The organism is Phenylobacterium sp., assembly GCF_022402485.1.
Classification (GTDB): domain Bacteria; phylum Pseudomonadota; class Alphaproteobacteria; order Caulobacterales; family Caulobacteraceae; genus Phenylobacterium.
On sequence record NZ_JAKRSA010000009.1, the window covers coordinates 218,836 to 243,531 of the forward strand.

18 protein-coding genes and 2 pseudogenes are annotated in these 24,696 nt (G+C 66.2%); 8 read left to right on the forward strand and 12 right to left on the reverse strand.

The window, feature by feature from the left end; genetic code table 11:
- Positions 1–211: 211 nt before the first annotated feature.
- From MH112_RS02270 to MH112_RS02280, 3 genes are all read right to left on the reverse strand, one after another.
- The gene (locus MH112_RS02270) at positions 212–670 is read right to left on the reverse strand and encodes a hypothetical protein (protein ID WP_296563230.1); all 459 of its coding nucleotides are present in this window, start codon (positions 668–670) and stop codon (positions 212–214) included.
- 126 nt (positions 671–796) lie between these two features.
- Positions 797–1,093 carry a hypothetical protein gene (locus MH112_RS02275; RefSeq protein WP_296563232.1) on the reverse strand — a complete coding sequence of 99 codons (297 nt, stop codon included), beginning with the start codon at positions 1,091–1,093 and terminating at the stop codon, positions 797–799.
- Between the two features lie 607 nt (positions 1,094–1,700).
- A complete protein-coding gene (locus MH112_RS02280; RefSeq protein ID WP_296563234.1) occupies positions 1,701–2,630 on the reverse strand; it encodes an alpha/beta fold hydrolase in 930 nt (309 codons plus the stop codon).
- Positions 2,631–2,957: 327 nt separating this feature from the next.
- Here MH112_RS02280 and MH112_RS02285 point away from each other — a divergent pair, with 327 nt between their 5' ends.
- From MH112_RS02285 to MH112_RS02305, 5 genes are all read left to right on the forward strand, one after another.
- Positions 2,958–3,743 carry a phytanoyl-CoA dioxygenase family protein gene (locus tag MH112_RS02285; RefSeq protein ID WP_296563236.1) on the forward strand — a complete coding sequence of 262 codons (786 nt, stop codon included), beginning with the start codon at positions 2,958–2,960 and terminating at the stop codon, positions 3,741–3,743.
- Positions 3,744–4,033: 290 nt separating this feature from the next.
- Positions 4,034–4,285, forward strand: coding sequence for an AlpA family phage regulatory protein (locus MH112_RS02290; RefSeq protein ID WP_293316054.1), 252 nt, complete (start codon positions 4,034–4,036; stop codon positions 4,283–4,285).
- 116 nt (positions 4,286–4,401) lie between these two features.
- Positions 4,402–4,752 carry a hypothetical protein gene (locus MH112_RS02295; protein WP_296563240.1) on the forward strand — a complete coding sequence of 117 codons (351 nt, stop codon included), beginning with the start codon at positions 4,402–4,404 and terminating at the stop codon, positions 4,750–4,752.
- A gap of 10 nt (positions 4,753–4,762) precedes the next feature.
- Positions 4,763–7,570, forward strand: coding sequence for a MobF family relaxase (gene mobF, locus MH112_RS02300; protein ID WP_296563241.1), 2,808 nt, complete (start codon positions 4,763–4,765; stop codon positions 7,568–7,570).
- Positions 7,571–8,193: 623 nt separating this feature from the next.
- Positions 8,194–8,691 (forward strand): hypothetical protein, encoded by a 498-nt coding sequence (locus tag MH112_RS02305; protein ID WP_296563243.1) that lies wholly within the window; start codon positions 8,194–8,196, stop codon positions 8,689–8,691.
- A 38-nt stretch (positions 8,692–8,729) separates the two neighbouring features.
- Here MH112_RS02305 and MH112_RS02310 read toward each other — a convergent pair whose 3' ends face one another.
- From MH112_RS02310 to MH112_RS02335, 7 genes and pseudogenes are all read right to left on the reverse strand, one after another.
- The gene (locus tag MH112_RS02310) at positions 8,730–9,821 is read right to left on the reverse strand and encodes a Fic family protein (RefSeq protein ID WP_296563245.1); all 1,092 of its coding nucleotides are present in this window, start codon (positions 9,819–9,821) and stop codon (positions 8,730–8,732) included.
- 304 nt (positions 9,822–10,125) lie between these two features.
- Positions 10,126–10,754, reverse strand: a pseudogene (locus MH112_RS02315) (tyrosine-type recombinase/integrase).
- A gap of 194 nt (positions 10,755–10,948) precedes the next feature.
- The gene (locus MH112_RS14945; RefSeq protein ID WP_365785931.1) at positions 10,949–11,338 is read right to left on the reverse strand and encodes a transglycosylase domain-containing protein; all 390 of its coding nucleotides are present in this window, start codon (positions 11,336–11,338) and stop codon (positions 10,949–10,951) included.
- A gap of 30 nt (positions 11,339–11,368) precedes the next feature.
- Positions 11,369–12,541, reverse strand: a pseudogene (locus MH112_RS02320) (IS3 family transposase).
- Between the two features lie 571 nt (positions 12,542–13,112).
- A complete protein-coding gene (locus MH112_RS02325) occupies positions 13,113–13,826 on the reverse strand; it encodes a GntR family transcriptional regulator (protein WP_296563247.1) in 714 nt (237 codons plus the stop codon).
- Position 13,827: 1 nt separating this feature from the next.
- The gene (locus MH112_RS02330; protein ID WP_296563249.1) at positions 13,828–14,328 is read right to left on the reverse strand and encodes a GntR family transcriptional regulator; all 501 of its coding nucleotides are present in this window, start codon (positions 14,326–14,328) and stop codon (positions 13,828–13,830) included.
- A 26-nt stretch (positions 14,329–14,354) separates the two neighbouring features.
- Positions 14,355–15,662 (reverse strand): hypothetical protein, encoded by a 1,308-nt coding sequence (locus MH112_RS02335; protein ID WP_296563251.1) that lies wholly within the window; start codon positions 15,660–15,662, stop codon positions 14,355–14,357.
- A 67-nt stretch (positions 15,663–15,729) separates the two neighbouring features.
- Between MH112_RS02335 and MH112_RS02340 the strand changes: the two genes are divergently transcribed.
- From MH112_RS02340 to MH112_RS02350, 3 genes are all read left to right on the forward strand, one after another.
- Positions 15,730–16,695, forward strand: a complete 966-nt coding sequence (locus tag MH112_RS02340) for a serine hydrolase domain-containing protein (RefSeq protein WP_296563253.1) — start codon at positions 15,730–15,732, stop codon at positions 16,693–16,695.
- A 78-nt stretch (positions 16,696–16,773) separates the two neighbouring features.
- Positions 16,774–19,002, forward strand: a complete 2,229-nt coding sequence (locus MH112_RS02345) for a TonB-dependent receptor (RefSeq protein ID WP_296563255.1) — start codon at positions 16,774–16,776, stop codon at positions 19,000–19,002.
- Positions 18,999–20,315, forward strand: coding sequence for a DUF1254 domain-containing protein (locus tag MH112_RS02350; protein ID WP_296563256.1), 1,317 nt, complete (start codon positions 18,999–19,001; stop codon positions 20,313–20,315). Before MH112_RS02345 ends, MH112_RS02350 begins: the two co-directional genes overlap by 4 nt.
- Before the next feature lie 559 nt (positions 20,316–20,874).
- Here MH112_RS02350 and MH112_RS02355 read toward each other — a convergent pair.
- Positions 20,875–21,471, reverse strand: coding sequence for a cation transporter (locus MH112_RS02355; RefSeq protein WP_296563257.1), 597 nt, complete (start codon positions 21,469–21,471; stop codon positions 20,875–20,877).
- Positions 21,468–24,689, reverse strand: coding sequence for a CusA/CzcA family heavy metal efflux RND transporter (locus MH112_RS02360; protein WP_296563258.1), 3,222 nt, complete (start codon positions 24,687–24,689; stop codon positions 21,468–21,470). Before MH112_RS02360 ends, MH112_RS02355 begins: the two co-directional genes overlap by 4 nt.
- Positions 24,690–24,696: the final 7 nt, after the last annotated feature.

Consider the following 24,696-nt stretch of genomic DNA (forward strand, 5'->3'; position numbering starts at 1 on the left):
GCGCGTACTGGACAGAACGACGGGCTGGTCCGATGTGACAGCGGCTCCTGGAGACATGCGTTCAGCAACGCATCCGCGACCGCAGGCCCTACCTGGCCATCGCCACCACCCCTTCGACGGCGGCGACAACGGCCCTTGGGTGCTCGATGGGGATGTTGTGTCCGCAATCGACCAGGCGCCGGAAGCCCCGGCCGGCGAGCTCATCCCTGACCTAGTCCGCCCGCTCAAAGGTGACGTCCTTAGTCTCCACGAGGCCAAAGCGCCCAGCGAGGTCCACGCCTGGCCAAGCGACCACCTTCGCCATGACGAAGCGATAATCCGCGCGTTCGATTTCCGCCCAATCGAAGAAACTCACAAACCGGAGCTGCGCCTCCGGGGTCAGACGGTTCACGGGGGCATCCCAATAGCCGGCGGTGGCTCCGCTCTCCCGATTGAGCAGCACCGGCAGCTCCCCGGCCTGCCGGGCTACAACAGAGATCTGAGGGTGCAATTGGCCATAGTCGAGGGGCTGAAGGCCATGGGGCTCCGCCACCAGCCCACGGAACAGGGCGCTGCGCACCGGTTCAAACCGATCCCGCAGATGCCACGCCCTGTGGGGATCACTCCATGGGTCAGGCTGACGGAAGTAGGTGTTGAACAGCTCTCGACTGCAGGTGAGGAAGCGATCCATGTCGTGCGCGATGCTCTTCGCCTGAGCGTGGCGCAGCTGTGATTGATACTCCGTAAGGGTCTGAAACAGTATGCGTTACGCGCCCCGACTGCAGGCCAGAAAGCGAGGTTAGATTGGGGCGCCTGGTCATGAGCCTCCGGCTGATCGGAGGACATGCGGGAAATACTCGGCGTCCCAGTCATCAGGACGAAACAGAACCTTCCCGTTCAGCAGCACCCGATCGCCGGGACTGTAGGCCTGGTCCGCGAGGGGAACATCCGTGGCGTCGGCGAGCGCAGGATCGTCGTAGTGATCAAGGTGGAAGTGGTCCCACTCGCGGCTTAGTCCCTCCAGTTCCTGGACGAGGAGTTCCCGGCCGGCCTCGTTAAGCGCAATCTCAAACGTCCCATCGGGCTGAACGCTCACGGTCACTCGGGGCTTCATTGTATTCGCCTTAGATCTGCGCAGTACGCTGCCTGTGGTGTAGAGGCGTTTCCGTCTGCTTTCGGTCACGAAGGGCTGCGGAGCTCCGCAATGGACCCAAGCCCATTTTCGATGATCTCCTGGGTCGAGCTGTCAGAGTCTTCACAGCTCCTAGCCGGTAGCAATATAGGTCATGCTGAATGCGCTCGCGGATCATGTACATCGAAGACAAATCCGGTGGCCTGGACGCGGTTGGCCGCATCGGGAGGGTGACGTTCTCGAAGACTGGCGCAACGCTCAGCTATGCAGGACGGACTTTCCAGAGCCTCAAGGGGGCCGGATTCAAGGCAATTTTTACGACGTTGCGACCGGCGAGCACTTCTGGATTTCCGGTCCGCGGCGCGATGGCGCGGATGGTCTCTACGGACGCATCACCCAAGCAGCCGACGTGGACCCCGATGTCGCTGACGTCTACTGGCGCGACATTCGACGAACGCCAGCGCCGACCAGGAGCTGATACCACAGCTTTGGCTGACCCCCCCGGCCGACGGCTTGTTTGGCCATCCAGCGCTCATCTCCACAACGAAGCGGATAAGGGTCAGCTGAGCGCTGAACCCCCTCCCCAGCCCTACCCCGCCATCGCGGCCACCTCTTCGACGGCGGCGACAACGGCCTTTGGGTGCTCGATGGGGATGTTGTGTCCGCAGTCGACGAGGCGCCGGAAGCCTCGCTCCGATAGGTCGGCGAGCTCATCGTGCATACCGAACCAAGCCGCCGTCTGCGCGGCGTTTTCCAGGAACGCGCTTTGCGTCGTGTCCGTAGCGCTGAGCACGGCGAGCGGCGTTTGGCCGAGCGGCTTCTTGTCGGCCGCCGCCTCAATGGCGGTTGAGGCCCGCAGATGCAGGCTCTCCGATATGGCCGTGCGCAGGTAGGACGGGCGCGTCCACATGTCGTGGAAGGTCGCGTTCATGGCCGGGGAGAGGTCTGATCGTGGCACAGCGATCCGAGCCTTGTAGTCAGCAGCCTCAGGTGTGAGCCGTCCCGCCTCGGCCCGCTCCAACAATCGCTGGAAGACCTCCCGCTCCTGGTCGAGGTGCGGGCTTGGCCCGCCATAGAGGCGCTGCTCCCAATCTGCGAAGCAGGAATCGACCATCACCAGACCCAGGCAGTCCTGAAGATAGTGGGCGGCGAACAGGCGCATGCGTATCCCGCCCGCCGAGTGCCCGACCAGAATGTAGGGCGGACCCAACTGCGCCGCGGCCAAGGCGGCTCGCAGATCGCTGACGATGGCGCTTGAGGTTCTGGGCTCCGGCCCGGGGTCACTGAAACCCAGGCCCGCATTGTCGAAGGAGACGACGCGAAACCGCCGCGAGAGCCGATGCTGGACGAGCGCCCAATCCAGGGTAATGCCGAGGTAGCCTGCGGCGAGAACCACCGTGATGGGGCCCTCGCCCGTGATGCAAAGGTTCAGCCTTCGGCTGGCGGAAATCGGCGCAAGGGTTTGGGCGCGGGCGTAGACGTCCATCGCAGCCGGCGGGCCGTGGGGTGTCGTATTCACGAGATGATCCTGAGAGAAGATTGAGGCGAGCCGACAGGCGCGCAGGCCTGCGCGCCTGGGCGTTCACGGCCTCGCGCAGAGCGCGAGAAGGGCTCAGCTCATCTTCACGGCGCGAGCCTAGCCGCACGCCTGAGCGACTGCAATGCAAGTCGGCCGACCGGGATCGAGCGCTCAGACTCTCTTGACCCGCCTCGTGATCGGTCAGAAAATTTGCGAACGATCACCGCGCCTCGCGGTGAGCCGCGGTACCGCCGTGGTGGATCAGTCGTTCTGGCGCTCGCGCCGGAGGGATGATTCACCGCGGGGCGTCTCAGCCAGGAGACGCCAATGCCACACCCCCTCACCGCAGATCAGCAGGACGAAATCGCGCGCAAAGGCGTGCTGTCCCTGCCTGGGTTCTTCTCCACGACTGACATCGCGATCATGCGCGACCGCCTCTGGGAGGATCTTGAGGCGAGATATCGGCTCAGTCGCCAGCACCCCGCCAGCTGGCCGACGGCGTCGCCGTCGCAGTTTCAGAAGCTGAGGCGCTCTGGCGCCTTCGCGGCCCTGGCGTCGCCCAAGCTGTTCGCCCTTGCCGACGCCCTGATCGGCCCAGGCCGCTGGGCGGCGCCAGAGCATTGGGGCGCGCCTCTGGTCACCTTTCCGAGCCTGGCCCCGGTTCTCCCAAGACCGCCGTGGCATCTGGATATTGGTGGCCAGGAGCCGCTCAGTCCCTTGCCCACCTTGAGGATCTTCACCTTCCTTGAGCCGGTTGGCGCGCACGGCGGGGGCACGCTGTACGTGGCTGGCTCACATCATCACGCCTTGGCGTGCGAGCGCTTCCATGGGGCGCCAGTGCGGTCTGCCCAGGTGCGCGACTGGCTGAAGCAGCACCCGTGGTTCGCCCGCCTGCTAGCCACGCCCACAGAAAGCCTGAGGTCCTTGATCGGCGTAGAGGCCCAGGTTGGCGCTCGCGTGGTCGCCCTGGGAGAGATGACCGGCCAGCCCGGCGACCTCATCATCATGCATCCCGCGCTTCTTCATGCGCCAAACCACAACGCGTGCGATCGGCCCCGGATGATGCTGACCGACTCCATCCGTCGGCGCGAAGGGACCAATCCGAGCGTCTAGCCTGGGGCGATAAGGGGTGAAACGCGACTTCTTCAAAAAAAAGTCGGGGGATCGGCGACCGTTTTCCGACCGGCCCGGGGGCAATATCTCCGCGGTCGGCGGCGCCCCCCTATAAGCAATGCTTATTGCCTTAAGCTCTAGTCGCGCGCGAGCAGTTCTATCTCCGCTAAACTCGTTACGAAACCGTTGATTTTAGAAGCTTTTTTAGAATGTACACGTAACGTTCTGTGAACATTTGCGCGTGATTTTCGCGGTTGCCGCTGATTGAGCGGGCAACACATGGAACCTGAATGACCCAACAGACGAAGAAGAAGCTCATCGCCTGGAAAGCCGTCCGGCCGATGGTGGGCGACCTTGGCCGAACGACCTGGTGGCGGCTCGTCCGCGACGGCAAGGCGCCGCAGCCAGTGCAACTGACACCGGGGCGAATCGCCTGGGTGGAGTCCGAAATCCTGGACTGGATTGATCGCCGCCAACCTACCTACGCCAAGGCAGCGGCACATGTCCTCCCCGAGACGCCTGAACGGATCATCCGCAGGTAGCTGAGGCGACCTACTGAGCCTCCCCTCCTCACACGTCGCTGAGGCAGGCGCGTCGACGTCAAAGCTCTGACGACCCGCGCCTGCCGACAGCCCCCTCCCCCGTCGGACGAACACCCATGTCTCAATCCTATCCGATCCAGGTACGACTACCCTCTGAGCTCTTCGTCGAGCTGAAGGAGGTCGCCTCCTCCACGAACCAGACCCTCCCTGCCGTGATCAGGGAGCGCTTGGCGCTGGCCTCGTTTTTCCATCAGACGGTACTGTCTCTTCGCACAGACCTGGCGCTATCGGGCGCCCTGCCGTCGGCCCGCGGACTAGCAGGACACCAACCCCTTCATCCCGCCGTGCTCGAAGGGATGCTCGCGGAAATCCTGATGACCCTGCGCATCCTGGCCAGTCCCCAGAAGATGAAAGAGGCCCAAGCCTCAGTTGAGTATGGCGGGCTGCCGCTCTGGAAGCCGCGGTGATCGTCCCCCCGTGCTGAGCCACAAAGTCCTTACCCGAGCCGATGTCGGTGCTGTTGGCGCCTACTATGCCGACGGCGCCGACGACTATTTCGCCAAGGAGGGCGAGAGCCAGGTCTGGCAAGGACGTGGCGCTGAGATGCTGGGGCTCTCGGGGCAGGTCCAGGCCGGTCGGTTCCAGGACCTCCTGGCTGGGCGGGTCACGCCCGGTCAGGCCCCGGCTCGCGGATCAACCCGGGCCGACAGCAAAAGCCGGATCGGGATCGACTTCACCTTTTCCGCTCCAAAGAGTGTCTCCATTCTCGCTCTTGTCGGTGGCCATTCAGTCCTTGTGGAAGCCCACGACAGGGCCGTCACCAAGGTCATGGAGTTGGTCGAACAGCAGGCGCGGGCCAGGCAGAAGTCGGCTGGCGCCACCCATGAGGAGCGTACGGGAAACCTGATCATCGCCAAGTTTCGGCACGAAACCACGCGAGAGCAGGATCCGGCGCTTCATACCCACGCCGTCATCATGAACCTGACGCGACGCGCCGACGGCCAGTGGCGGGCGTTGAGCAACGAAGCCATCATCAAGATGACCGGCTACCTAGGCGTCCTTTACCGGGCCGAACTCTCGCGGGAGCTCCAGGAGAAGGGATATGAGCTGCGCTTTGGGCGGGAAGGCACGTTCGAAATCACGAGCGTCAGCCGCGCCCAGATCGAGGGGTTCAGCAGGCGCGGCGGGCAAGTGGAGGCGGAGCTCGCCAAGTCCGGTTTGACCCGCGCCACGGCCACGACGGCCCAGCGTCAGATGGCGACGATGAAGACGCGGCAGAGGAAGTCGCCGGAGATGGATCGCGAGGCGCTCCACGCCACTTGGCGACAGCGGGCTAGTGAGCTCGGGATCGAGTTGGGCGAGCGCGCACGCACGGCGCATCAGAAAAGCTCAATCATGGCCCTCTTCAAACCGCCGGCCGCCATCGCCGCGTCTCGCCATGCCACCGCCGCAGTCCGCTATGCCATCGGCCACCTATCGGAACGCGAAGCCGCATTCACCGGCGCGAGGCTGATGGAAGTGGCGATGCAGCACGGCGTCGAGGGTTCGACTCTGGAGGCCGTGTTGGCGGCTGTGCGTCGTGAGGTCGATCAGGGACGATTGGTTCAGGAGGAGCCTTGCTACGCGCCAGCCAAGGAGCGCAGCGCGACAGGACGCACGTTCTCGCAGCTCGTCGGTGATCTTCAAACGGCGGGAGAGCCGGCCAACCAGGCCCATGAGCGCATCTATCAGGCCATTGACGAAGGGCGTCTTGTGGAGCTTCCGCCGAGGTTCACCACCCCATCGGCCATGGAGAACGAGCGAGAGATCCTGCGGATCGAGCGCGAGGGACGTCGAGCCATCCGTCCGTTTCACAATCCTGAAAAGGCGGCGCACAGGCTGCCGCACAACGAACTGACCACTGAGCAGTGGAAGGCGGCAGTCTTGATGCTCTCGACCGCTAACCGCGTGGTTGGGGTCGAAGGCCTGGCTGGGACCGGCAAGAGCCACATGCTCCAGGCCGCCAAAAAGGAAATTGAAAAGGCCGGCCACGAGGTCAGGGTCCTCGCCCCGTATGGCGCCCAGGTGAAGGCGCTGCGTGAACTCGGCGTCAAGGCGAACACGGTCTCGTCCTTTCTCGCGGCGAAGTCGCGCGAGCTGTCGGCCGCGACCGTCCTCGTTGTCGATGAAGCTGGCGTGGTCCCCACCCGACAAATGGCGGCGATACTGAAGCTGGCCGAGACGGCGGACGCCCGCGTCGTCCTGATCGGAGACCGCCAGCAGACCAAAGCGATCGAGGCGGGCAGACCCTTCGATCAGCTCATCAAGGCCGGCATGGATTTGAGCCGGATGACCGAAATCCAGCGCCAGCTCGATCCAAAGCTGAAGGAGGCTGTCGGCCTCGCGGCCAGCGGAAAGGCCGCCATGGCGCTGGAGCGGATCAAGGACGTCTACGAGATTGGGAATCCGCACGCGAGGCGTGAAGCCATCGCAGATGCTTACGCGCGCCTCTCACCGGCGGAGCAGCAGCGGACACTGATCATCTCGGGCACCAATGAGGCCCGCCGCGAGATCAACGCCAACGTCCGGCGGGCCCTGCGCCTCGATGAGGGCGGCGTCCCCGTCGAGTTTCTGGTTCGCCGGGACACCACCCGAGAAGAGCGGAAGTTCGCCAAGAACTATGAGATCGGAGACCGTGTCCAGCCGGAGCGGGACTACCCGGCCCAGGGTCTGAAGAAGGGTGTCGCCTACCAGGTGACCGCTATCGGCAACGACGATCGCCTGACCGTCGCCGACGCCGGCGACCGCAAGATCACGGTCAGGCTCGAGGAGGCGCAGGAGCTCTCGGTCTACAGCGCTACGAAGGCTCAGCTGACAAAGGGTGATCTGGTCCGGATCACGCGCAACGACGCCGCCCGCGATCTGGCCAATGGTGATTGTCTCCGTGTCGAGGCTATCACCAGCCAGTCCATCTATCTCAGTGACGGTAAGCACGACGCTCTACTGCCCAGGAAGGATCCGCTTCACCTCGACTATGGCTACGCCCGGACCGTCCATGGCAGCCAGGGCCTGACCGTCGACCGGGTCATCTACGAGGCTGAAGCCGGCAGCCCCACCACAGCGCAGGACACCTTCTACGTCGGACTTTCGCGAGCGCGTCTCGAAGTTCAGCTCTTTACCGACGACTCGAAGCGCCTACCCGGCGCACTCCAGCGCGAGCGCAACAAGACCGCCGCCCTCGACCTTCAGCGCGAGCGTGATCTTGAGCGCACGCAACGCGGCATCGGCGGGCGCGAGCTCGGCTGAGCAGGGAGGCCCGCCCCTCTTGAACAGGCCGCCGGGAGAGATTTGGAGGCGCGTTGCGCCGTCTCCGACCCACTGTACAGGCCACTACGTGGCGTCCGACACTCCTGCGGATAAAGTAGTCATCTTTTCAGTAACTTGCGCAGTCCCGCGCCGACACCTCTGTAGTGATCCCCGACCCGCCCAACTCACACTTTCCCCCACATTTACAAACACTTGCGCGGCACCCGAAGGTGCGTCTGGTGTATAGGGAAATTAAGGACCGAAATGGGAAGCGATCGGGTCAGAACAGACACAAAGCCCAGAAGCATTAGGCGCGGTGAGAGCATCAAGAGCAGGAAACGAAAGATGTGAGACGGACATGAGACCACTGTAAGACGGATGCGAGACGGATATGGGATCATGGAGGGACCAACGTGAGACCATCATGAGCCAAAGGTGAGACCAACCTTGGACTGAGCTGATACCCAAAGCCGATATCGGGAATGTTCAGGAATATCGCGCGACCTAAACCCGCCGTTATGCCTGAACCTGAGACACTTTTAGGGACCGAGGCCAGGGTTGGGCCAGGCCCCGGCGGATCTTGCGAGGCGCGATAGTCCCGCAAGCCAGCGCGGATGTGAGCAATGAGCAACGGAAGAAGTCTGCCTCAGAGTTGGCCCGGTCTAAGCGCAGCCGCGAGGCTACGGCTGGTCCTCCCGGAAATCGAGGCTTGGGCGAGAGAGTACGGGAGTCACGACGTAATCGTCGCCGACCTGGCCGACCGCGGCCTCGTCGTGAGCAAGGCGCTCCTGCGAAAGGAGCTGCTGAAATACCGTCGAAAGATGGCCGCCACGCCTGGGGCCGGGAGCTCAGCGAAACCCCTCGCGCCGCACGCCGTCACACAAGTCAGGACCGATGCGGTTCGTCGGCCAACAGAGGCGGCGGCTCAACAGAACACTGAGGCATTGGTGATCGACAGTCCCAGAGACGCTTGGCCAAGCAAGTTGCGCGATGTCCTCGATCCGAAAACGCGCTACCGCATTGCCGACGAGTTCATGCACGTGCATGAGAGACCGAGGCTTGGTCGAAAAAAGTGGGAGGAGGAGCAGCGCGCCAAAGCCCTGCCACCAGAGCCGGAGTAACCTTTGCGACATCGGCCGACGTCGGTCGACGGCCGACGCTACCGAACCTCGACCGTTGACGCCCGCTCCGGCCCCCCAACGTCCTCGTCTGGCTCGGAGACCCGCATGAAGAGTTCGATGAGCGGCGCGTTGATGAAATAGTTGTTCCGGCCCTGCTGGTGCTTCTGAAGGAAGCCCGCGGCGGCGAGCTGGTCCAACCGCTTGGCGGCCGTCTGCCGGGTGACCCCGAGATCATGCTGCAGGAATTCGATCCGCGTGTAGGGATGACGGAACAGGTTGTTCAACAGGTCCTGCGAATATCGAATATCGGGATCGGCGCGTAGCCGACGCTTGTAGTCCGCCATGAGCAGCCGCATGCCTTCGATCAGCGCCAATGTCTGCTGCGCCGTCATTGAGACCGCTCGAAGCATATAGATCAACCAAGGCTCCCAGGCGCCATCATCGCGGACTCCTTGAAGCAGGCGATAGTAGTCCGCCTTGTGATTTGTGATGTAGCGGCTGAGGTACAGGATCGGGATATCGAGCAGGCCCGTTCGCGTGAGATAGAGGACGTTGATGATCCGGCCAATGCGGCCGTTCCCATCAGAGAAGGGGTGGATGCTCTCGAACTGATGATGAATGATCGCCATCTTCACCAGAGGATCGAGGTCCGAAGCGTCATCATCGTTGATGAATCGCTCCAGTGCGGTCATGTGCGCGGCGATTTGATCGCGATCCTGCGGCGGCACATAGACCAGAGCCCCCGTTCGGTCATTCTTCAGCGCCGTACCGGGTGTTGAGCGGAACCCCTCCTCCGTCCGCTTGAGCACCCGGAACATCTCGACAATGGCGTTGTTCGTCAGCAGCCCATGATTGCTTTTGAGGCTGTCAAACCCCTTCTTTAGCGCGTCCCGATAGTTGGCCACTTCCTTGGCGTTAGGAGAGGCGGGGCCGTCCAGAAATAAGCTCGCCTGGAAGATTTCATCCTGAGTCGTGACGATATTCTCGATTTCGGAACTCGCCTTCGCTTCTTGAAGCGACAGCGTATCGATGAGGATCGCTTGATTTGGGATGGCCGCCGCTCGGCCCTTCAATTCAGCTAGGTGCCGGTGGGCGTGGCTGAGCTCGCGCAACACTTCGCGCGTTTCCAAATCTCCCGACGGCGGAAGCACGGGAATTTTGTACGTCGTTTTTAACACGTGGGAATTCTCATGTTCGAATTTCCCGAAAGTTTTAACACGACGATCCCCACGTGTTAAATTTCGCCATACCTACGTTCGCTACGAACGGTAGCCGGGTGGCTCGGCCCCAAGTCCGGACCTTGAGCATGGGCCGGAATTCGGTCGCTTAGCATCCCGGGTGCAGCCCAGACCTCCCGCCCCGCTGGCTCGGGGCAGCTATGGGGGCCGCGCAGAGCTGAGACCCGTATACGTCTAGGCCTCGATACTCGATAGTTCATATGTCAGTCTGCTCTGAGAGCTCCAAGGCGTCGTCAACCTCAATGCCGAGATAGCGCACACCGTGCTCTCCAACTTGCCGTGCCCCAGGAGTAACTGGCACGCTCGGAGATTGCCGGTCCGTTTGTATATCAGCGCCACCTTGGTGCGCCGAAGGCTATGGGTGCCGTAAGCCTGTGGCTCGAGGTCTGCGAGTTGAACCCATCGATCAACAAGCCTGGCGTACTGGCGCGTGGTGAGGTGCTCCCCTGGCCGACTTCGGCTCGGGAAAAGCCAGTCGTCCGGACGATGCCCACGAGCGGCGAGCCAGTTTTGCAGCGCCTGCCGTGTGGGCTCGGTGATCTCAAAGGGAACGGGTCGTCCAGTCTTTTGCTGAACGATTGTCGCGCGCGCCCTGACCGCACCACCCGGGGTCACGTCACTAACACGCAATTTTACGAGGTCGCACCCGCGGAGCTTCGCGTCGATCGCGCAGTTGAAGAGTGCAAGATCGCGCACTTGGCCGCCATTCTTTAGAAGCTGGCGAATAGCCCAAATGTGCTTCGGCTTCAGGGGTGGTTTCGGCCCAATTATGCGGCCGGTATTCCAGGGTTTGGACTGGACGCGGAACAGGTCAGGTTGAGACATGGCTCACCTCTCAAGGCAGACCCCGACGAGGACGAGTTTCTCATGGTCTGGTTAGCCCATTGTGCACCCCAACCACTTGGGCTGAATTGCGCCAGAAGCAGTCTATGGCTTGCTGCCGGAAAGGAGACATTCAGTGCCGTACCTCGACAGTTAAGCCCATCATCCAGATTCGGCGCGGCTGGAGCGAGACGCTCTCAGGTGTGCCCGGCGTCTAGAAGCTTTGCGCTGACTGCCGGCAGACGTCTAAAGACGTATGCTGTTCGGACCTCGTGCCGTCTGAGCCATGCGGGGCTCGGCGTCCGCGGACGGGGATATTTTAAGCAACTGACGATTTGGCTCGCCTGGAGCAAGGAAAGAGGCGAGCCCCATTTCACAAACTGCTGCCTTGCGCTGCCGTAGCCATTCATGCCCGAGCCGTAGTACGCGGTCATAAGGTATGCTGACCAAAGGGCGATCTTTGGACGCGCCCGTGAGAGCCGCCAAGCGAGGACGAGTTCGCGCACTTTAGCGACTAAGAGAGGTTGGCCCCGACGCGGAAAAATGGTGCGCGCGAGCTGCTGCTCAATTGTGCTGATACCGCGCACCCTGATCTTCCCCCGAATTAGTGGACGGGGTTAGGCCGCTCTGCGCTCGGCGTCGGCTGGGCTGATGTAGCCCAGAGCTGAGTGCAAGCGACGGGGATTGTAGAAGCCCTCGATGTACTGGAACAGGTCGCGACGGGCCTGGTCGCGGGTAGCGTAGATCCGATGATGGACCCGTTCGGTCTTGAGGGTGTGGAAGAAGCTCTCCATCGGGGCGTTGTCCCAGCAGTCGCCCTTACGGCTCATCGACGGCGTAATCCCTTGTCGGGCAAGGGCTGAGCGATAGGCCTCGGCGGCGTATTGGATCCCGCGGTCTGAGTGATGGATCAGCCCGGGCGCTGGCCGCTGCCGCTCGATGGCCATGTTCAGAGCCTCGAGAGCGATCTCGGTGTGCAGGGTCTGGCGCATGGACCAGACCAACGATCTTGCGTGTGTGCATGTCCAGGATCGCAGCCAGGTACAACCAGCCTTCGCCCGTCGGGATATAGGTCAGGTCGGCGAGCCAGATCTGGTTAGGGGCCTGAGCCGTGAAGTTCCGGCCGAGCCTGTTGGGCGCGATCGGATAGCCGTGACGGCTGTCTGTGGTCCTGGCCCGACGTGGCAAGGCGGCCAGTCCGCGAAGGCCCGCCCGCCGCATCAACCGCTCAATGCGGCTGCGTCCGACGCGGCGGCCGTGACCCCGAAGGATGGCGTGCACCCGAGGCGAGCCGTAGGTCCCGCTGCTCTCGGCGTGGATAAGGCGGATGTCTTCCAGCAGCGCCCGGTTGGCCGTAGCCCGCCGGCTCTCGGGCCGTCCTCGCCACGCGTAGTAGCCACTGGGCGACAGCCCCAGGACCTCGCACATCACCCGAACCGGCCAGACCTTACGATGCTCATCGACGAACCCGAACTTCACCGGGAGGCCGCTCCGAAGATGAGCGCGGCTTTTTTTAGGATATCGCGCTCCATCCGAAGCCGGTCGTTCTCGCGCTTCAGCCGGGCGTTCTCCGCAGCCAAATCAGACGGCGACGGGGCCACCGCCTGCGTACTGGGGCGCCGCAGCGTCCCCGTCGCCTGCGCCCCGAACTGCATCATCCATCGTCGAAGCACCGTCTCGTGCAGACCCAACTCCCGGGCCACCTCACCAACCGACAGGCCGCTCGAGGCCACACGATCAACAGCCTCCCGCTTGAAGGCCTCCGGAAACACCCGGCGCGTACCGCTCATCTGACACTCCTCTCCAGCTCCGAAAAGCTAGCATGGGTGTCCACCAAAACGAGGGAGGATCAAGCGCCCGTTGATCCTACGCTTCATTCTTACAGCCTTCGCGCTCGCGCTTGTCTTCGCGCTGGTCCTCGTCGTTCGCAATCCGGGCGCGGACTGGTTGAACGTTTTCGCTGAACGTTGGCTAGTCAGCGCTGGCCTGTGTCTCGCGTTAGGGGCGGTGCTCACCGGGCTGTCAGTTGCCTGCGATTGGTTCGCCAACCGCAAGAGGGTGATTGGTCGTGAGATTGGAAAAAGGCCCAGCCAGAGCTTCTGGGATTTCCCATGGCCCTAGTTCCCGGTTTCCACCCTTCTCGGCGGTTCAGCTCGTCCGCTTGTCGCCTGAGCGGCTAGCCAAGGGCTAAGCGACCGCTTGGCGCTAGCAGGGGTCATTGCCGCGGCGCAGGGAAGCGGGAACTCGTGGCCAATCGATGGAAACGCCGCGGACACCAAATCTCGCTTACGGCCGGCGCGACGTCACCCCGAACGACCCATTTTGTGGAGGCCGTTGCTTCAGGGCGCGCCGGCTGCCGCTCTAGGAGCTCGCCTCCAGGCGGCGCACTTCGTCCAGGGATTCCAGCACGAGGCGCCGCCCTTCCCGCTCGGCGCCCTCCGGATCGCCGACGGCGATCGCGCGCGCAATCTTGCGCCAGCCGGCCGCGGAGCGTCGGCGCCGCGCGGCCGAACTCATTGGCGCCCACAGGATCGCCACCTCCCGCTCGAGCTCCTGGGAGAGTTCGGACACGTAGGGTGCGGACGCCAGGGTCCCGATCAGTTCAGTGAGGCGCCGACGGGCGCGGATATAGTCGCCGACCTGGGCCTGGTCGTCGCCCGCGACGTCGGCCAGCACCTCGGCGCCTTCGACAATGGCGTCCACCAGGGCGGGCGGGCGCTGGGCGCGTTCTGCGGCGAGGCGCACGAAGAGCCCGCCGATCTCCGCCCGCAAGCGAAAGTGCGCCTCCAGGGCCCGGGCGTCCATCTGGGCGACGACAGCGCTGGTGCGCGGCGCGATCGTGACCAGCTTTTCGCGTTCGAGGCGGCGCAGCGCCTCCCGGACCGGGCCGCGGCTGCAGCCGAAGGCGACGGCCAGCGGGGCTGCGCGCAGGGGATCGCCGGGTTTGAACTCGCCGGACTGGATCCGGTCGCGCAACACACCGGCGATCTGACCCGGCAAGCCTTCCGGCAGGCGCTCGGCCAGGGCGGTGAGCGGCGCGGTCGCGGCCAGAAAGGCGTCCAGACGGCCGGCCATCCTAGGCGAGCCCCACTATGGCCCGCTGAAGCGAGACGCGCTTCAGGATGTCGGTCAGCCGGTCGCCCGCCGTCTGACGGGCCGCCTCGAGGGCGGCCTGCTCCTTGATCAGCCGCGTCCAGGCGGTCCCCTCGCCTGGCGGCGGAGCCTGCGCGCCGGACGCCGCCAGGAGGGGGAGCAACTGGCGCCAGACGCGGTCGACCTCGCCGAGCGGCGCCTCCCGGGCCGAAATCACGCTGGCGCCGCGCCGCTCGAGCACAACGACGGCGCCATGCGCCTGCAGGCGGCCGATGGCTTCTCGGGCGGCCGACTGGGTGCAGCCGCAGGCCTCGACGATCCATCGCTCGGGTAGCCGCTCGCCCGGTTGAAGCTCGCCGGCGAGCACCGCCCGCAGGACGGTCTCGACGATCGGATCGAACGCCCCCTCGCCCGTGGACTCGTGATGCGCGCCAGCCGACAAGGCGTCTCCTTCAGGCGGCCAGGAGCGGCCGGCGGCGATCATCGCCGATTCTCCCGCCGCGCGCCGGGTCAGGCCAGGAGCGAACGCACCCCGGCAAGCAGCGCGCGTCCGGTCGCGGCCACCTGCCCGGCGTCGACGCACCGCATGTCATCATTCGGCGAGTGATGGAAGCGGTGCGCGCCCAGGACGCCGAAGACGCTGGGATAGCCTGCCGCGAGGATCTCCCCAAGTTCGCCGCTGGCCCCGGCCGCGTCGTCGTACACCGCCTCCAGCCCCGGCTGCCCCGCGACGGCCCCTCGGAGCGTCGCGACCAGTTGCGGGCGCGCGACCAGAAAGCGCTGCGGATCCACGCTGGGCAGCGGCGCGAGGCGCCCGTCGACCTCGTGCCAATCCCGTGCGGCAAGCGCCGCCCCCAGATGGACCCAAAGGGCGGTGTCGCCCGGGCGGGGCGCCATGGCGCTGTGCAGGAACACCTCGCCGCCGTGGTTCTCATACTCGTGGCCCGACGTCGCCACGAAGGTCAGGTCGAGGGGGCAGGCCCGGCTCGCCCAGCGCGCCAGGCCAAGCCAGGCGGCGACGCCGCCGCCGCGCTCGCCCATGCAGCCGAACCAGCCGGACCGCGGCGTGGAGACCACCAGTCGACGCCCCGCGCCGCGTTCCAGACGGCAGACCAGATTGTAGGCGCTCCGGCGGCCGGCGCGGCCTTCGATCCGCAGGCGGGCGGCCTCGCCCCGGGCGGCTGCGGCCGACAGCCGCTCGCCGTCGCGCGCGCCGACCGCCAGGATGGGAAAGGGCTCCACGGCGTCGACCTCCGCATTGAGCGCCAACGCCTCGCCGCTCGGCCCGTCGGTAATGAGCACCAGCGCGCCGACCCCGCTCCGCGCAGCCGCGTCGACGGCGTTGCGGATCGCGCCCGACCGCCGCGTGGACCACCGTCGATGTGGCAGGCGCACGACGGCGATCGCGCCCCGCGCGGCCGCCTGCGCTTCCTCGCCCTCGAGCCGGACGAGCGGCGCGGAAAGGCCGCCCGGCGGCGTGAGCCGCACCGGCCCCTGGGCGAGGACCGAAACGCTTTGATCTCCCAGCGCCAGTTCGACCGCCTCGGCCTCGAAAAACGGAACCTGGAGCGCCTGACGTTCGACCTCGAATCCCAGCGCCTGGAGCGCGCCGGCGAGCCAGTCGCCGGAAGCCTCGTCGCCCGGGCCGCCGGAGGCTTTCGAGCCGAACCCCTCGTACCGCACGAGATCGGCTTGAACCCGCCGGACGGCGAACACCTCTTCGCCGCCGGAATCGGCCATCGCGCCCTCAAGGCTCAGAGCGCCCGCGCCGGCCCCCAGAATGACGCCGCGGCGGGTGGTCGTATCGAACTGATCCATCGACGTCGACCTAGGCGGACGCTCGTCGTGATGTCAATAATCGACACTCCTGGAGATTGAGGATTCCATGCGCACGCTCCTTATTGCCATCGCCGCTCTGCTATCCGCCGCCCTTCCCGCCCGGGCGACGCCCGACCCCTGCCAGACCTTGACGGCCTATTCGGAGGAACGCGGCGGCATGAGCCTCCTGGTCCTCGCCGACGGCCGGACGGTGTGCGAGGCCTATGCGCAAGGCGCGAGCGCGTCGACGCCCCTGCCGCTCTACTCCGGAACCAAGAGCCTCGTCGCCATGATGGCCGCCGCCGCCGTCGAGGACGGGCTCCTCTCGCTTGATGAGCCGGCGGCGGACACCCTGTCCGAGTGGCGCCAGGATGCGGCCAGATCCCGCGTCACCCTACGGGATCTGCTCTCGATGTCGGCGGGCCTGCCGAGCCGCGTGGGCGACGTGCCGACCTACGCCGCCGCGATCCAGGCGCCGTTCGACGCCGCGCCCGGAGAGCGGTTCCAGTATGGGCCGGCGCCCTATCAGGCGTTCGGCGAGATCATGCGCCGCAAGCTTTCCGCCGCGGGGCAGGCGCCCGATCCCCTCGCCTATCTCCAGCGGCGCGTGCTCCGGCCAGCCGGCGCGGCGGCCCCGGCCTGGCGGCGCGGCGCCGACGGCGAGGCGATGATGCCGCAGGGCGCGGCCATGACCGCGCGCGATTGGGCCCGGATCGGCGAGAGCGTGCGCGTCGAGCCCGCCCGCTTCCGGGCGCTCTTCGCGCCGTCAGCGACCAATCCGTCCTATGGCCTGGGCTGGTGGCTCCCCAACCGGGGGCCCGACGGCTCCATGCCGGCCACCGACCTTGCGGACGCCGGCGCAGCGATCCCCCGCGATCTCGTCATGGCCGCCGGCGCCGGAGACCAGCGCCTCTATGTGATCGCCTCGCGCAAGCTCGTCGTCGTGCGACAGGCGCGGCTGGACCTGCGCGCGCCTGGCCGCTGGTCGGACGCCGCGTTCGCGGAGCTCGCCCTGGCGCTCGCTACGCCATAATGTCAATTATTGACACTTTAGCGCGACGTGCATTACACGCGCTCCCATCGCTTGGAACGATCCAGAACACCTTGGGGGATGATGTCGATGACCAGCCACAAACGAGCCGCCTTCGCGTGCGCCAGCGCCATTTCGCTGCTGGCCGGTGAAGCGGCCGCTCAGGCCGAGCGGCAGGAGCCGGCGGAAGTCGGCGAGGTGGTCGTCACCGCCCGCCGGCGTGAAGAGCGCCTGATCGACGTGCCCGTGGCCGCCTCGGTCGTTTCGGCCGCCGCCCTGGCCGAGCGCGGCGGCGCGATCTCAACCGGCGAACTTCTCGCCGGGCAGCCCAGCGTGCGCTTCAACAATCTCACCTCGTCGATCACCTCCGAGGTCTCCATGCGCGCCTCGTCGACCGCCCGCGCCACCAACGGCGATCCGAGCGTCGGCCTGTATCGCAACGGCGCCTACATCGGCGGCGGCGCGATCGGCGGCCGCAACTTCTCGCGCCTGGACATGTTCGACATCGGCCGTGTGGAGGTGCTGCGCGGCACCCAGGGCGCGCTCTACGGGCGCAACGCCGTCGGCGGCGCCGTCAACATCGTCTCGGCCCGTCCCGAGTTCAGCAACGGCGGCTACGTCGACGCCAAGTACGGCGTGGAGACGCAGCGCGCCCAGGTGCAGGCCGCGGTCAACCTGGCCGCCAGCGACGAACTCGCCTTCCGCTTCGGCGCCGACTACGTGCATCAGGATGACGGCTTCTTCTACAACCCCGTCAACGACGTGCACTTCGACCAGGAGAAGGGCCTCGGACTGCGCGCCCAGGCGCGCCTCGCCAAGGGCCCGGCCGACGTCACCCTGCTGGTCGAGCACCAACAGCTGACCACGCCGACCATCACCTACCAGATCGCCATCCCGGCCGGCTCGGCCGGGTTCCCGCGCGGCTACATCCAGGACCAGTTCGCCTATCCCTGGAACACGCCCCCCCTGGCCAAGCAGAACATCAGTGCGGCCATGCTGTCGGCGCAGGTCGACCTGGGCTGGGCCGAGTTCAGCTCCACCAGCCTCGTGCGCGTCCGTGAGTCGATGTACGCCCTCGACAGCGACGGGGTTAACCCGCAGGAGCTGGCCCGCGCCCGCGCCGCCGGCCAGGTGGCGCCCGCCACCCCCATCGATCCGAACGGCGCCTCGGTCACCGCCGATCGCACCAAGACGCTGAGCCAGGACGTCCGCCTGTCCGGCCAGGCGCTCGAGGGTCGCCTCGACTGGCTGGCCGGCGCAGAGGTCATGTCCCAGGAAAGCCGCTACTCGGTGACCCTCGGCCGCACGCCCACCGCCGCCGCGCCTTCGGTCGGCACCGTGGAGGCGGCGGTCCAGAACTATGAATCCTGGGCGGCCTACGGCGCGCTCACCTACGACCTGACCGACGATCTCAGCCTGACCGGAGAGCTGCGCTACACCTCCGACGACAAGACCCTCACCTCGCGCCTGCGCGATCGGATCACCAACCAGCTCGCAGGGGGCGCGGCGCGGATCGTCGACGGGACCAGCTCGCCGGAGAACCTGTCCTACAACGCCACGCTCGCCTATAGCCTGCCGCTGAACCTGCTCGCCTACGGCAAGGTCGGCACCAGCTACCGCGCCGGCGGTTTCAATCGAAATCTGGGCGACCTGCGCCAACCCGTCGTGGTGCCGGTGGCCTACGACGACGAGACGTCGCGCAGCTACGAACTTGGCGTGAAGGGCGCGCCGCTGTCGGGCGTCTACGTCGCCCTGGCCGGCTACCGCACCGAGATGACCGATATGATCGCCCAGCTCGACAACGGCTGCCGGGTGACCAATCCCGTCTGCCCCGTGGCCGCGACCTCCTTCCTCACCAATGCGGGCGACGCCCGCTCCTGGGGCGTCGAGGCCGAGATCTCCGGTCGCTACGACCTGGGCGACGGCCAGCTGCGCCTGTCGCTCAACGGCTCGCGCCAGGGCGGCGAGGTGACCAGCGGACGCTATGCGGGCCTGTCGCTGCCGCAGACGCCGGGCTGGCTGGCCTCCGCCGAAGCCAACTACCGGGTCCCGGTCGCCGGCGTCGAAGCCTTCGGCAACATCGCCTACAACGCCCAATGGGGCGGCGTGCAGGAGCTGAGCGCCGCCACGCCGAAGCTGTCCGACTTCCAGGTGGTCAATGCTAGGCTCGGCGTCGACCTGGGCCGGATCCAGGTGGCGGCCTATGTCGAAAACCTCTTCGACACGGTCTTCATCGTCGCCCAGGACGCGACCGTTCGGCGCTACAGCCGCCCCCGCCTCAGCGGCCTCCAGCTGCGGTACAGCTGGTGAGCCCCCGCGCGCCAGATCGGCGCCGGGTCCTGGCCGGCGCCGCCGCGGCTTTCGCCGCGGTCCCCGCGTCGGCCTGGGCCGCGCCGTCCGCGCTGCGTGCGGCGGCCCGGGAGCTCGCCCTCTACAGTCTGCCGCTGATCGAGATGGCCGGCACGCGCGGGCGGGCTTTCCGCAACGGCCTCGTCGCCAACCGCTTCCGCCATGTCCGCAAGCTGACCGACGCCCGGACCCAGACCGTCACCCAGCCGAACAATGACACGCTCTATTCCTCGGCGTGGCTGGATCTGTCGGCGGGGCCCGTGCGCCTCGCCCTGCCCGAGGCCGGCGAGCGGTACGTCTCGCTGGCGCTCATGGACATGTTCACCAACAACTTCTCGGTCCTGCACGCGAGCACGGCCCGCGAGGCGACCCTCATCGGTCCCCATGCGCCGGACCTGCCGGGCGCCATTCGCGCGCCGACCGACTGCGTCTGGGCGCTCGGCCGGACCCTGGTCGCCGGTCCTGAAGACCTCCCGGCGGCTCACAGCGTCCAGGACGGCCTTTCCATCGCGGGTCCGCCCGGCCGCACGCCTGCGGCGGCGCCCGCCCGCACCGCGCCCTGGCCGGTCTTCTTCGCCGGCGTCCAGGCGCTCCTCGCCGAGGCCCCGCCTCCGCCCGCAGACGCCGACCGGCTCGCAGCTTTCGCCGCCGCGGGCCTGCCGCCGGCCGCGGGCTTCGATCCGTCCCGTTTCTCGCCGGACGAAGGCGCTCAGATCGCCGCCGGCCTCGACGAGGCCCTCGACATCGCCAGGCAGGGCGATGCGGCGGGGGAGCGCCGCGGCGGCTGGCTCTATCCCAAGCCCAACCTCGGCCGCTTCGGCGAAGACTATCGCTATCGCGCCCAGATCGCGCTGAGCGGCCTGGCGGCCCTGCCCGTGGACGAGGCCCTCTACCTGCGCGCCGTAGCGCCCGACGGCCGATCCGAGCTGGACAGCCGGCGTCCCTGGCGGCTGCGCCTTCGGGCCGACGCTCGGCCGCCCGTGGACGGCTTCTGGTCGCTGACCATCTACGAAGCCACGGCCGAGGGGCAGGCCTTCCTGATCGACAACCCGCTGGATCGATACGCGATCGGCGACCGCACGCCGGGCGTCGCCGGACCGAACGGGGACATCGACATCCTGATCTCGCCGGCCGCCCCTAGCCCCGAAGAGCCGGCGATCTGGCTGCCCGCCCCGACCTCGGGCCGACCGTTCCTCCTGAACTTCCGCGCCTACCGCCCCAAGCCGGCGATGCTTGACGGCGGATATCGCCTGCCCGGCTTGGAGCCCGCCTAGCGCCAGGCTCGCTGGCGCGCGCCGCGCAGTCGCCTTCACGCGTACCTGCAATCGCCGCGCTCGCCTCGCACGTATGGGGATCTCGCGAAACGGCCGCGAGATCGCCAAGCTTGGTTTGGGAAAAGAGGCGCACGGACCGTGCTGATATTCCGGCGGCCACGCACCTTGAGCCCTTGATCGTCGCTGATTGTCAGGTGCGGGACCGTACGTCAGCTTGGCGCCAGTTGCGGTCATTGGGTGACGGCCGGATTCCGGACATTCCTCAGCCGGGACGAAGGTCCGGTTCCAGTCCACTAGCCACGGCTTAATCCGACCCACCGCGGACGTTTAGTGGGTCTGCTGCTTCATTGGCTAACAACCGCCGCAGCAAGTCCTAGGCTCAGCCATCTCCTCGATGCTGACGGAGTCTGAACCGGGTCCATGCCCGCGGTGACCAGGTCTCAGACTCTGGTCGAGCTAGTCGCGTGCGTCATCTACATCCGAGCGCTGCCCAAACTGAGATGACGAGGCCCGCAGGCCACTCAGGCGCGCTCTTTGAACTCACGGCGGTCGCTGGCCGCTACGCCGTAGCGTTCCCATCATCGCCCGAGGCGCCACGCAGGATTTCAACGCCACCCTTGATGGCAATCCCAGCGACCAGCATGCCAACCACCAAGTCTGGCCAAGACTGGTTCAGCCACAAAACCAAAGCCCCGGCGATCAGAATGCCGCCATTGGAGGCAAAGTCGTTCAGGCTAAAAATCTCAGCCGCCTGCATGTTCACATCGCCCGATGTGTCCCGCCGCAAGATGACGAGACAGCTCAGGTTCACGGCAGCTGCGACGAGGGCCAGCCCCATCATGGTCCAGCCGACAGGCTCAGTGCCGAACCACCATCGCCGCGTAACATCGACCAGCACCCCTGCAGCGAACACCAGCAAAAGGATGCCTGATAGACGCGCCGCGCGACGCTTCCAGACGACATTGCGCCCAATCGCGATAAGGCTGATCAGATAGACAACAGAGTCCGACGCATTGTCGACCGCGTTGGCCAACAGCGCGCTGGAGTCAGCCAGGATGCCGCCGACACCGAGCCCCAGGAACAGAAGCGCATTGAGGATCAGAACGACCAGCAACGTCCGCCGTTGCTGCTCGTTCGTCGAGATCGGTTTGCTCAATCTTCCAGTCCTTCAGAAGCTCGATGCCGAACGGCCTTGGCGGCGAAGGTCGGCAGTACAAGCAGGGTCAAAGCCGTCGCGGTCAGAAGACCACCAATGACAACAGTCGCGAGCGGCTTCTGCACCTCGGCGCCGGCGCCATGCGCCAAGGCCATGGGAATGAAGCCGACGATAGCGACCAGCGCGGTCGTTAGCACCGCGCGCAGTCGGCTTGCGGCGCCTTCGATCGCCGCCATATGGGCGGACAATCCCTCGTCAAGCCGTTGGCGGATGGCCTGCATAAGCACCAGCCCGTTCAGGGTGGCCACGCCGGACACTGCGATGAAGCCGACGGCCGCCGAGACGGAGAATGGCATGCCCCGCAACAGGAGCGCCAAGGCCCCGCCGACGAGGGCCAGCGGCACGCAGGCGAAGACTAGGCCAGCCTCCGCGAACGAACCCAGGGCCACGAACAACAACACACCAATCAAGACGAAGACGACCGGGATGACCAAACCGAAGCGCTGCTCAGCCCGCTTCAGGTTTTCGAACTGACCACCCCAATCCAGATAGACCCCGGCTGGAAGTTCGATCTCCGCCACCCGGTTCTGGGCCTCAGCGACGAACCCACCCAGGTCGCGGCCGCGAACATTCGCCTGGACCACCATGCGGCGGCTGCCGTTCTCGCGGCTGATCTGGTTTGGGCCCTCGCCGGTCTGGATCCGCGCCACCGAGGACAGCGGCACGATGACGCCGGTGTCCGAAACGATCGGCAGGGCCGCCAGCGCCGCCGGATCGTTACGGGCGTCGTCGGGCAGGCGGACGACGACGTCGAAGCGGCGGTCGCCCTCCAAAATGCGCCCGGCCTCGGCGCCGCCGATGCCGATCGAAACCGCCTCGCTGACGTCCGCTGCCGACAGTCCGTAGCTGGCGGCGGCGATGCGATCGACGCTGACGGTCAGGGTGGGCAGGCCGGAAGCCTGTTCCACCCGCACGTCCGCAGAGCCGGTCGTCTCACGCAGAGAGGCCGCCACCTGATCCGCCACGCGCTGAAGCGTGTCGAAGTCGTCGCCGTAGACCATGACGGCCAGATCGGTGCGGACGCCGGAGATCAGCTCGTTGAAACGCAGTTCGATCGGCTGGCTGAACTCGAAATTGTTGCCGATTTGCTGGGCCGCGACACCTTCGATCCGCTCGATTAGAGCCTCCTTTTCGAGGCCTTGATCGGGCCAGTCCTTCCGATCCTTCAGCACGATGACACTGTCGGAAATATTTGGCGGCATCGGGTCCACGGCCGCCTCAGCCGTGCCGGTGCGAGAGAACATGGTCTCCACCTCCGGCTGGGCCGAAATGGCGCGCTCGAGCGCCATCTGCATGGCTAGAGACTGCTCCAACGAAGCCGAGGGCACGCGCAGCGCCTGCATGGCGATGTCGCCTTCGTCGAGTGTCGGGATGAACTCGCGCCCCAGTGACATGAAGGAGACGGCGCCGATGACGAGGGTGGCGACCGCCGAGATCAGCACGATCTTGGGCCTTGCGACCGCCGCCTCGATAGCGGGCTCGATAAACCGGCGGGCGAACTGCAGGATGCGGGTCTCGTGTTCGACGGCCTGTCCATCAGTACCGACGTGAACGGACTTGGGATCGCGCACGAGCAACGCCGTCATGGCGGGCACGAAGGTGAAGGAGAAGATGAAGGCTCCGACCAGGGCCAGCATGACAGTGGCGCCCATGGGCTGGAACGTCTTGCCCTCGACGCCTTCCAGCATCAGCAGCGGCGCAAACACGAGCAGGATTATTAGCTGGCCGAAGGCGGCGGGCTTGACCATCTGGCGCGCGGACTGGACCGCGACGTCCAGACGCTCATGCCGGGTGAGCATCCGCCCGACCGCCGCGCGACGTTGGGTCAGCATCAACAGGGTGTTCTCGATCACGACGACCGCCCCATCGACCATCAGGCCGAAGTCGAGGGCGCCCAGGCTCATCAGGTTTCCGCTGATGCCGAACCGGTTCATGCCGATGACGGCGAACAGGAAGGACAGCGGGATCATCAGGGCGGTTATCGTTGCGGCGCGAATGTTGCCGAGCAGCAGGAACAGCACGACCACGACCAGAAGCGCCCCCTCGGTCAGGTTCCGGGCCACGGTCGAGATGGTCGAGTTGACCAGTTCGCTGCGGTTCAGCACCGGCAGGGCGACGATGCCCGGCGGCAGGCTGTCGTCCACCTCCGCCAGCCGTTCGGCGGCGGCCTGGGCCACGGTCCGGCTGTTGCCGCCCGCGATCATCAGGGCCGTGCCGAGAACCGCTTCGTGCCCGTCTCGGCTGGCGCCGCCCAGGCGCGGGGCCTGACCGATCTCGACCGTGGCGACGTCGGCGACCCGGACGACCAGACCGCCACGATTGACGACCGGGGCCTGAGCCAGATCGTCGATGGTCAGCGCCAGGGCATCGGTGCGGACGACCAGGGCCTCGCCCGCGCGCTGGATATAGCCAGCGCCGGCCTGGGTATTGGCGCGCTCGACCGCCTCGACCAGATCGGCGAGGCCGAGGCCATAGGCGGCAAGCTGCGAGGCATTGGGTCGGACGGCGTATTCCTTGACGTAGCCGCCGACCGTATCCACCCCGGCCAAGCCGGATGTGGTTCGCATCTGCGGCGCGATGATCCAGTCCTGGACCGTGCGCAGATAGGTCGCGCGCTGTTCGGGCGTGGTCAGTCGCTCGCCCTCGGGCGTCAGATAGACCCCGCCCGCCTGCCACCCCGGCTGGCCCGGTCGGGCCAAGGTTTCGGTCGTGAACGGCACATAATCGACCGTCCACATCAGCACCTCGCCCAGGCCCGTGGTGATCGGCGACAGGCCGGGCTCCACGCCTTCGGGCAGGCCCTCCGACGCGGCAGCGAGCCGTTCGGCGACCTGCTGGCGGGCGAAGTAGATGTCGGTCTGGTCGGTGAAGATCGCGGTGATCTGGCTGAAGCCATTTCGCGACAGCGACCGGGTGCTAGTCAGGCCTGGGATGCCGGCCAGGGCAGTCTCCAGCGGATAGGTGACCTGGCGCTCGATCTGCTCGGGCGCGAGGGCCGGGGCGACCGTTGTGATCTGCACCTGACGGTTGGTGATGTCGGGCACCGCGTCGATGGGCAGCTTGGTAAGTTCGAAAAGACCCAGGGCCGCGACAAGGCTGACGGCGATGATGACGAACCAGCGGAACCGGACCGACGCTTGGATGATGGCTGTAAACATGGTCGTC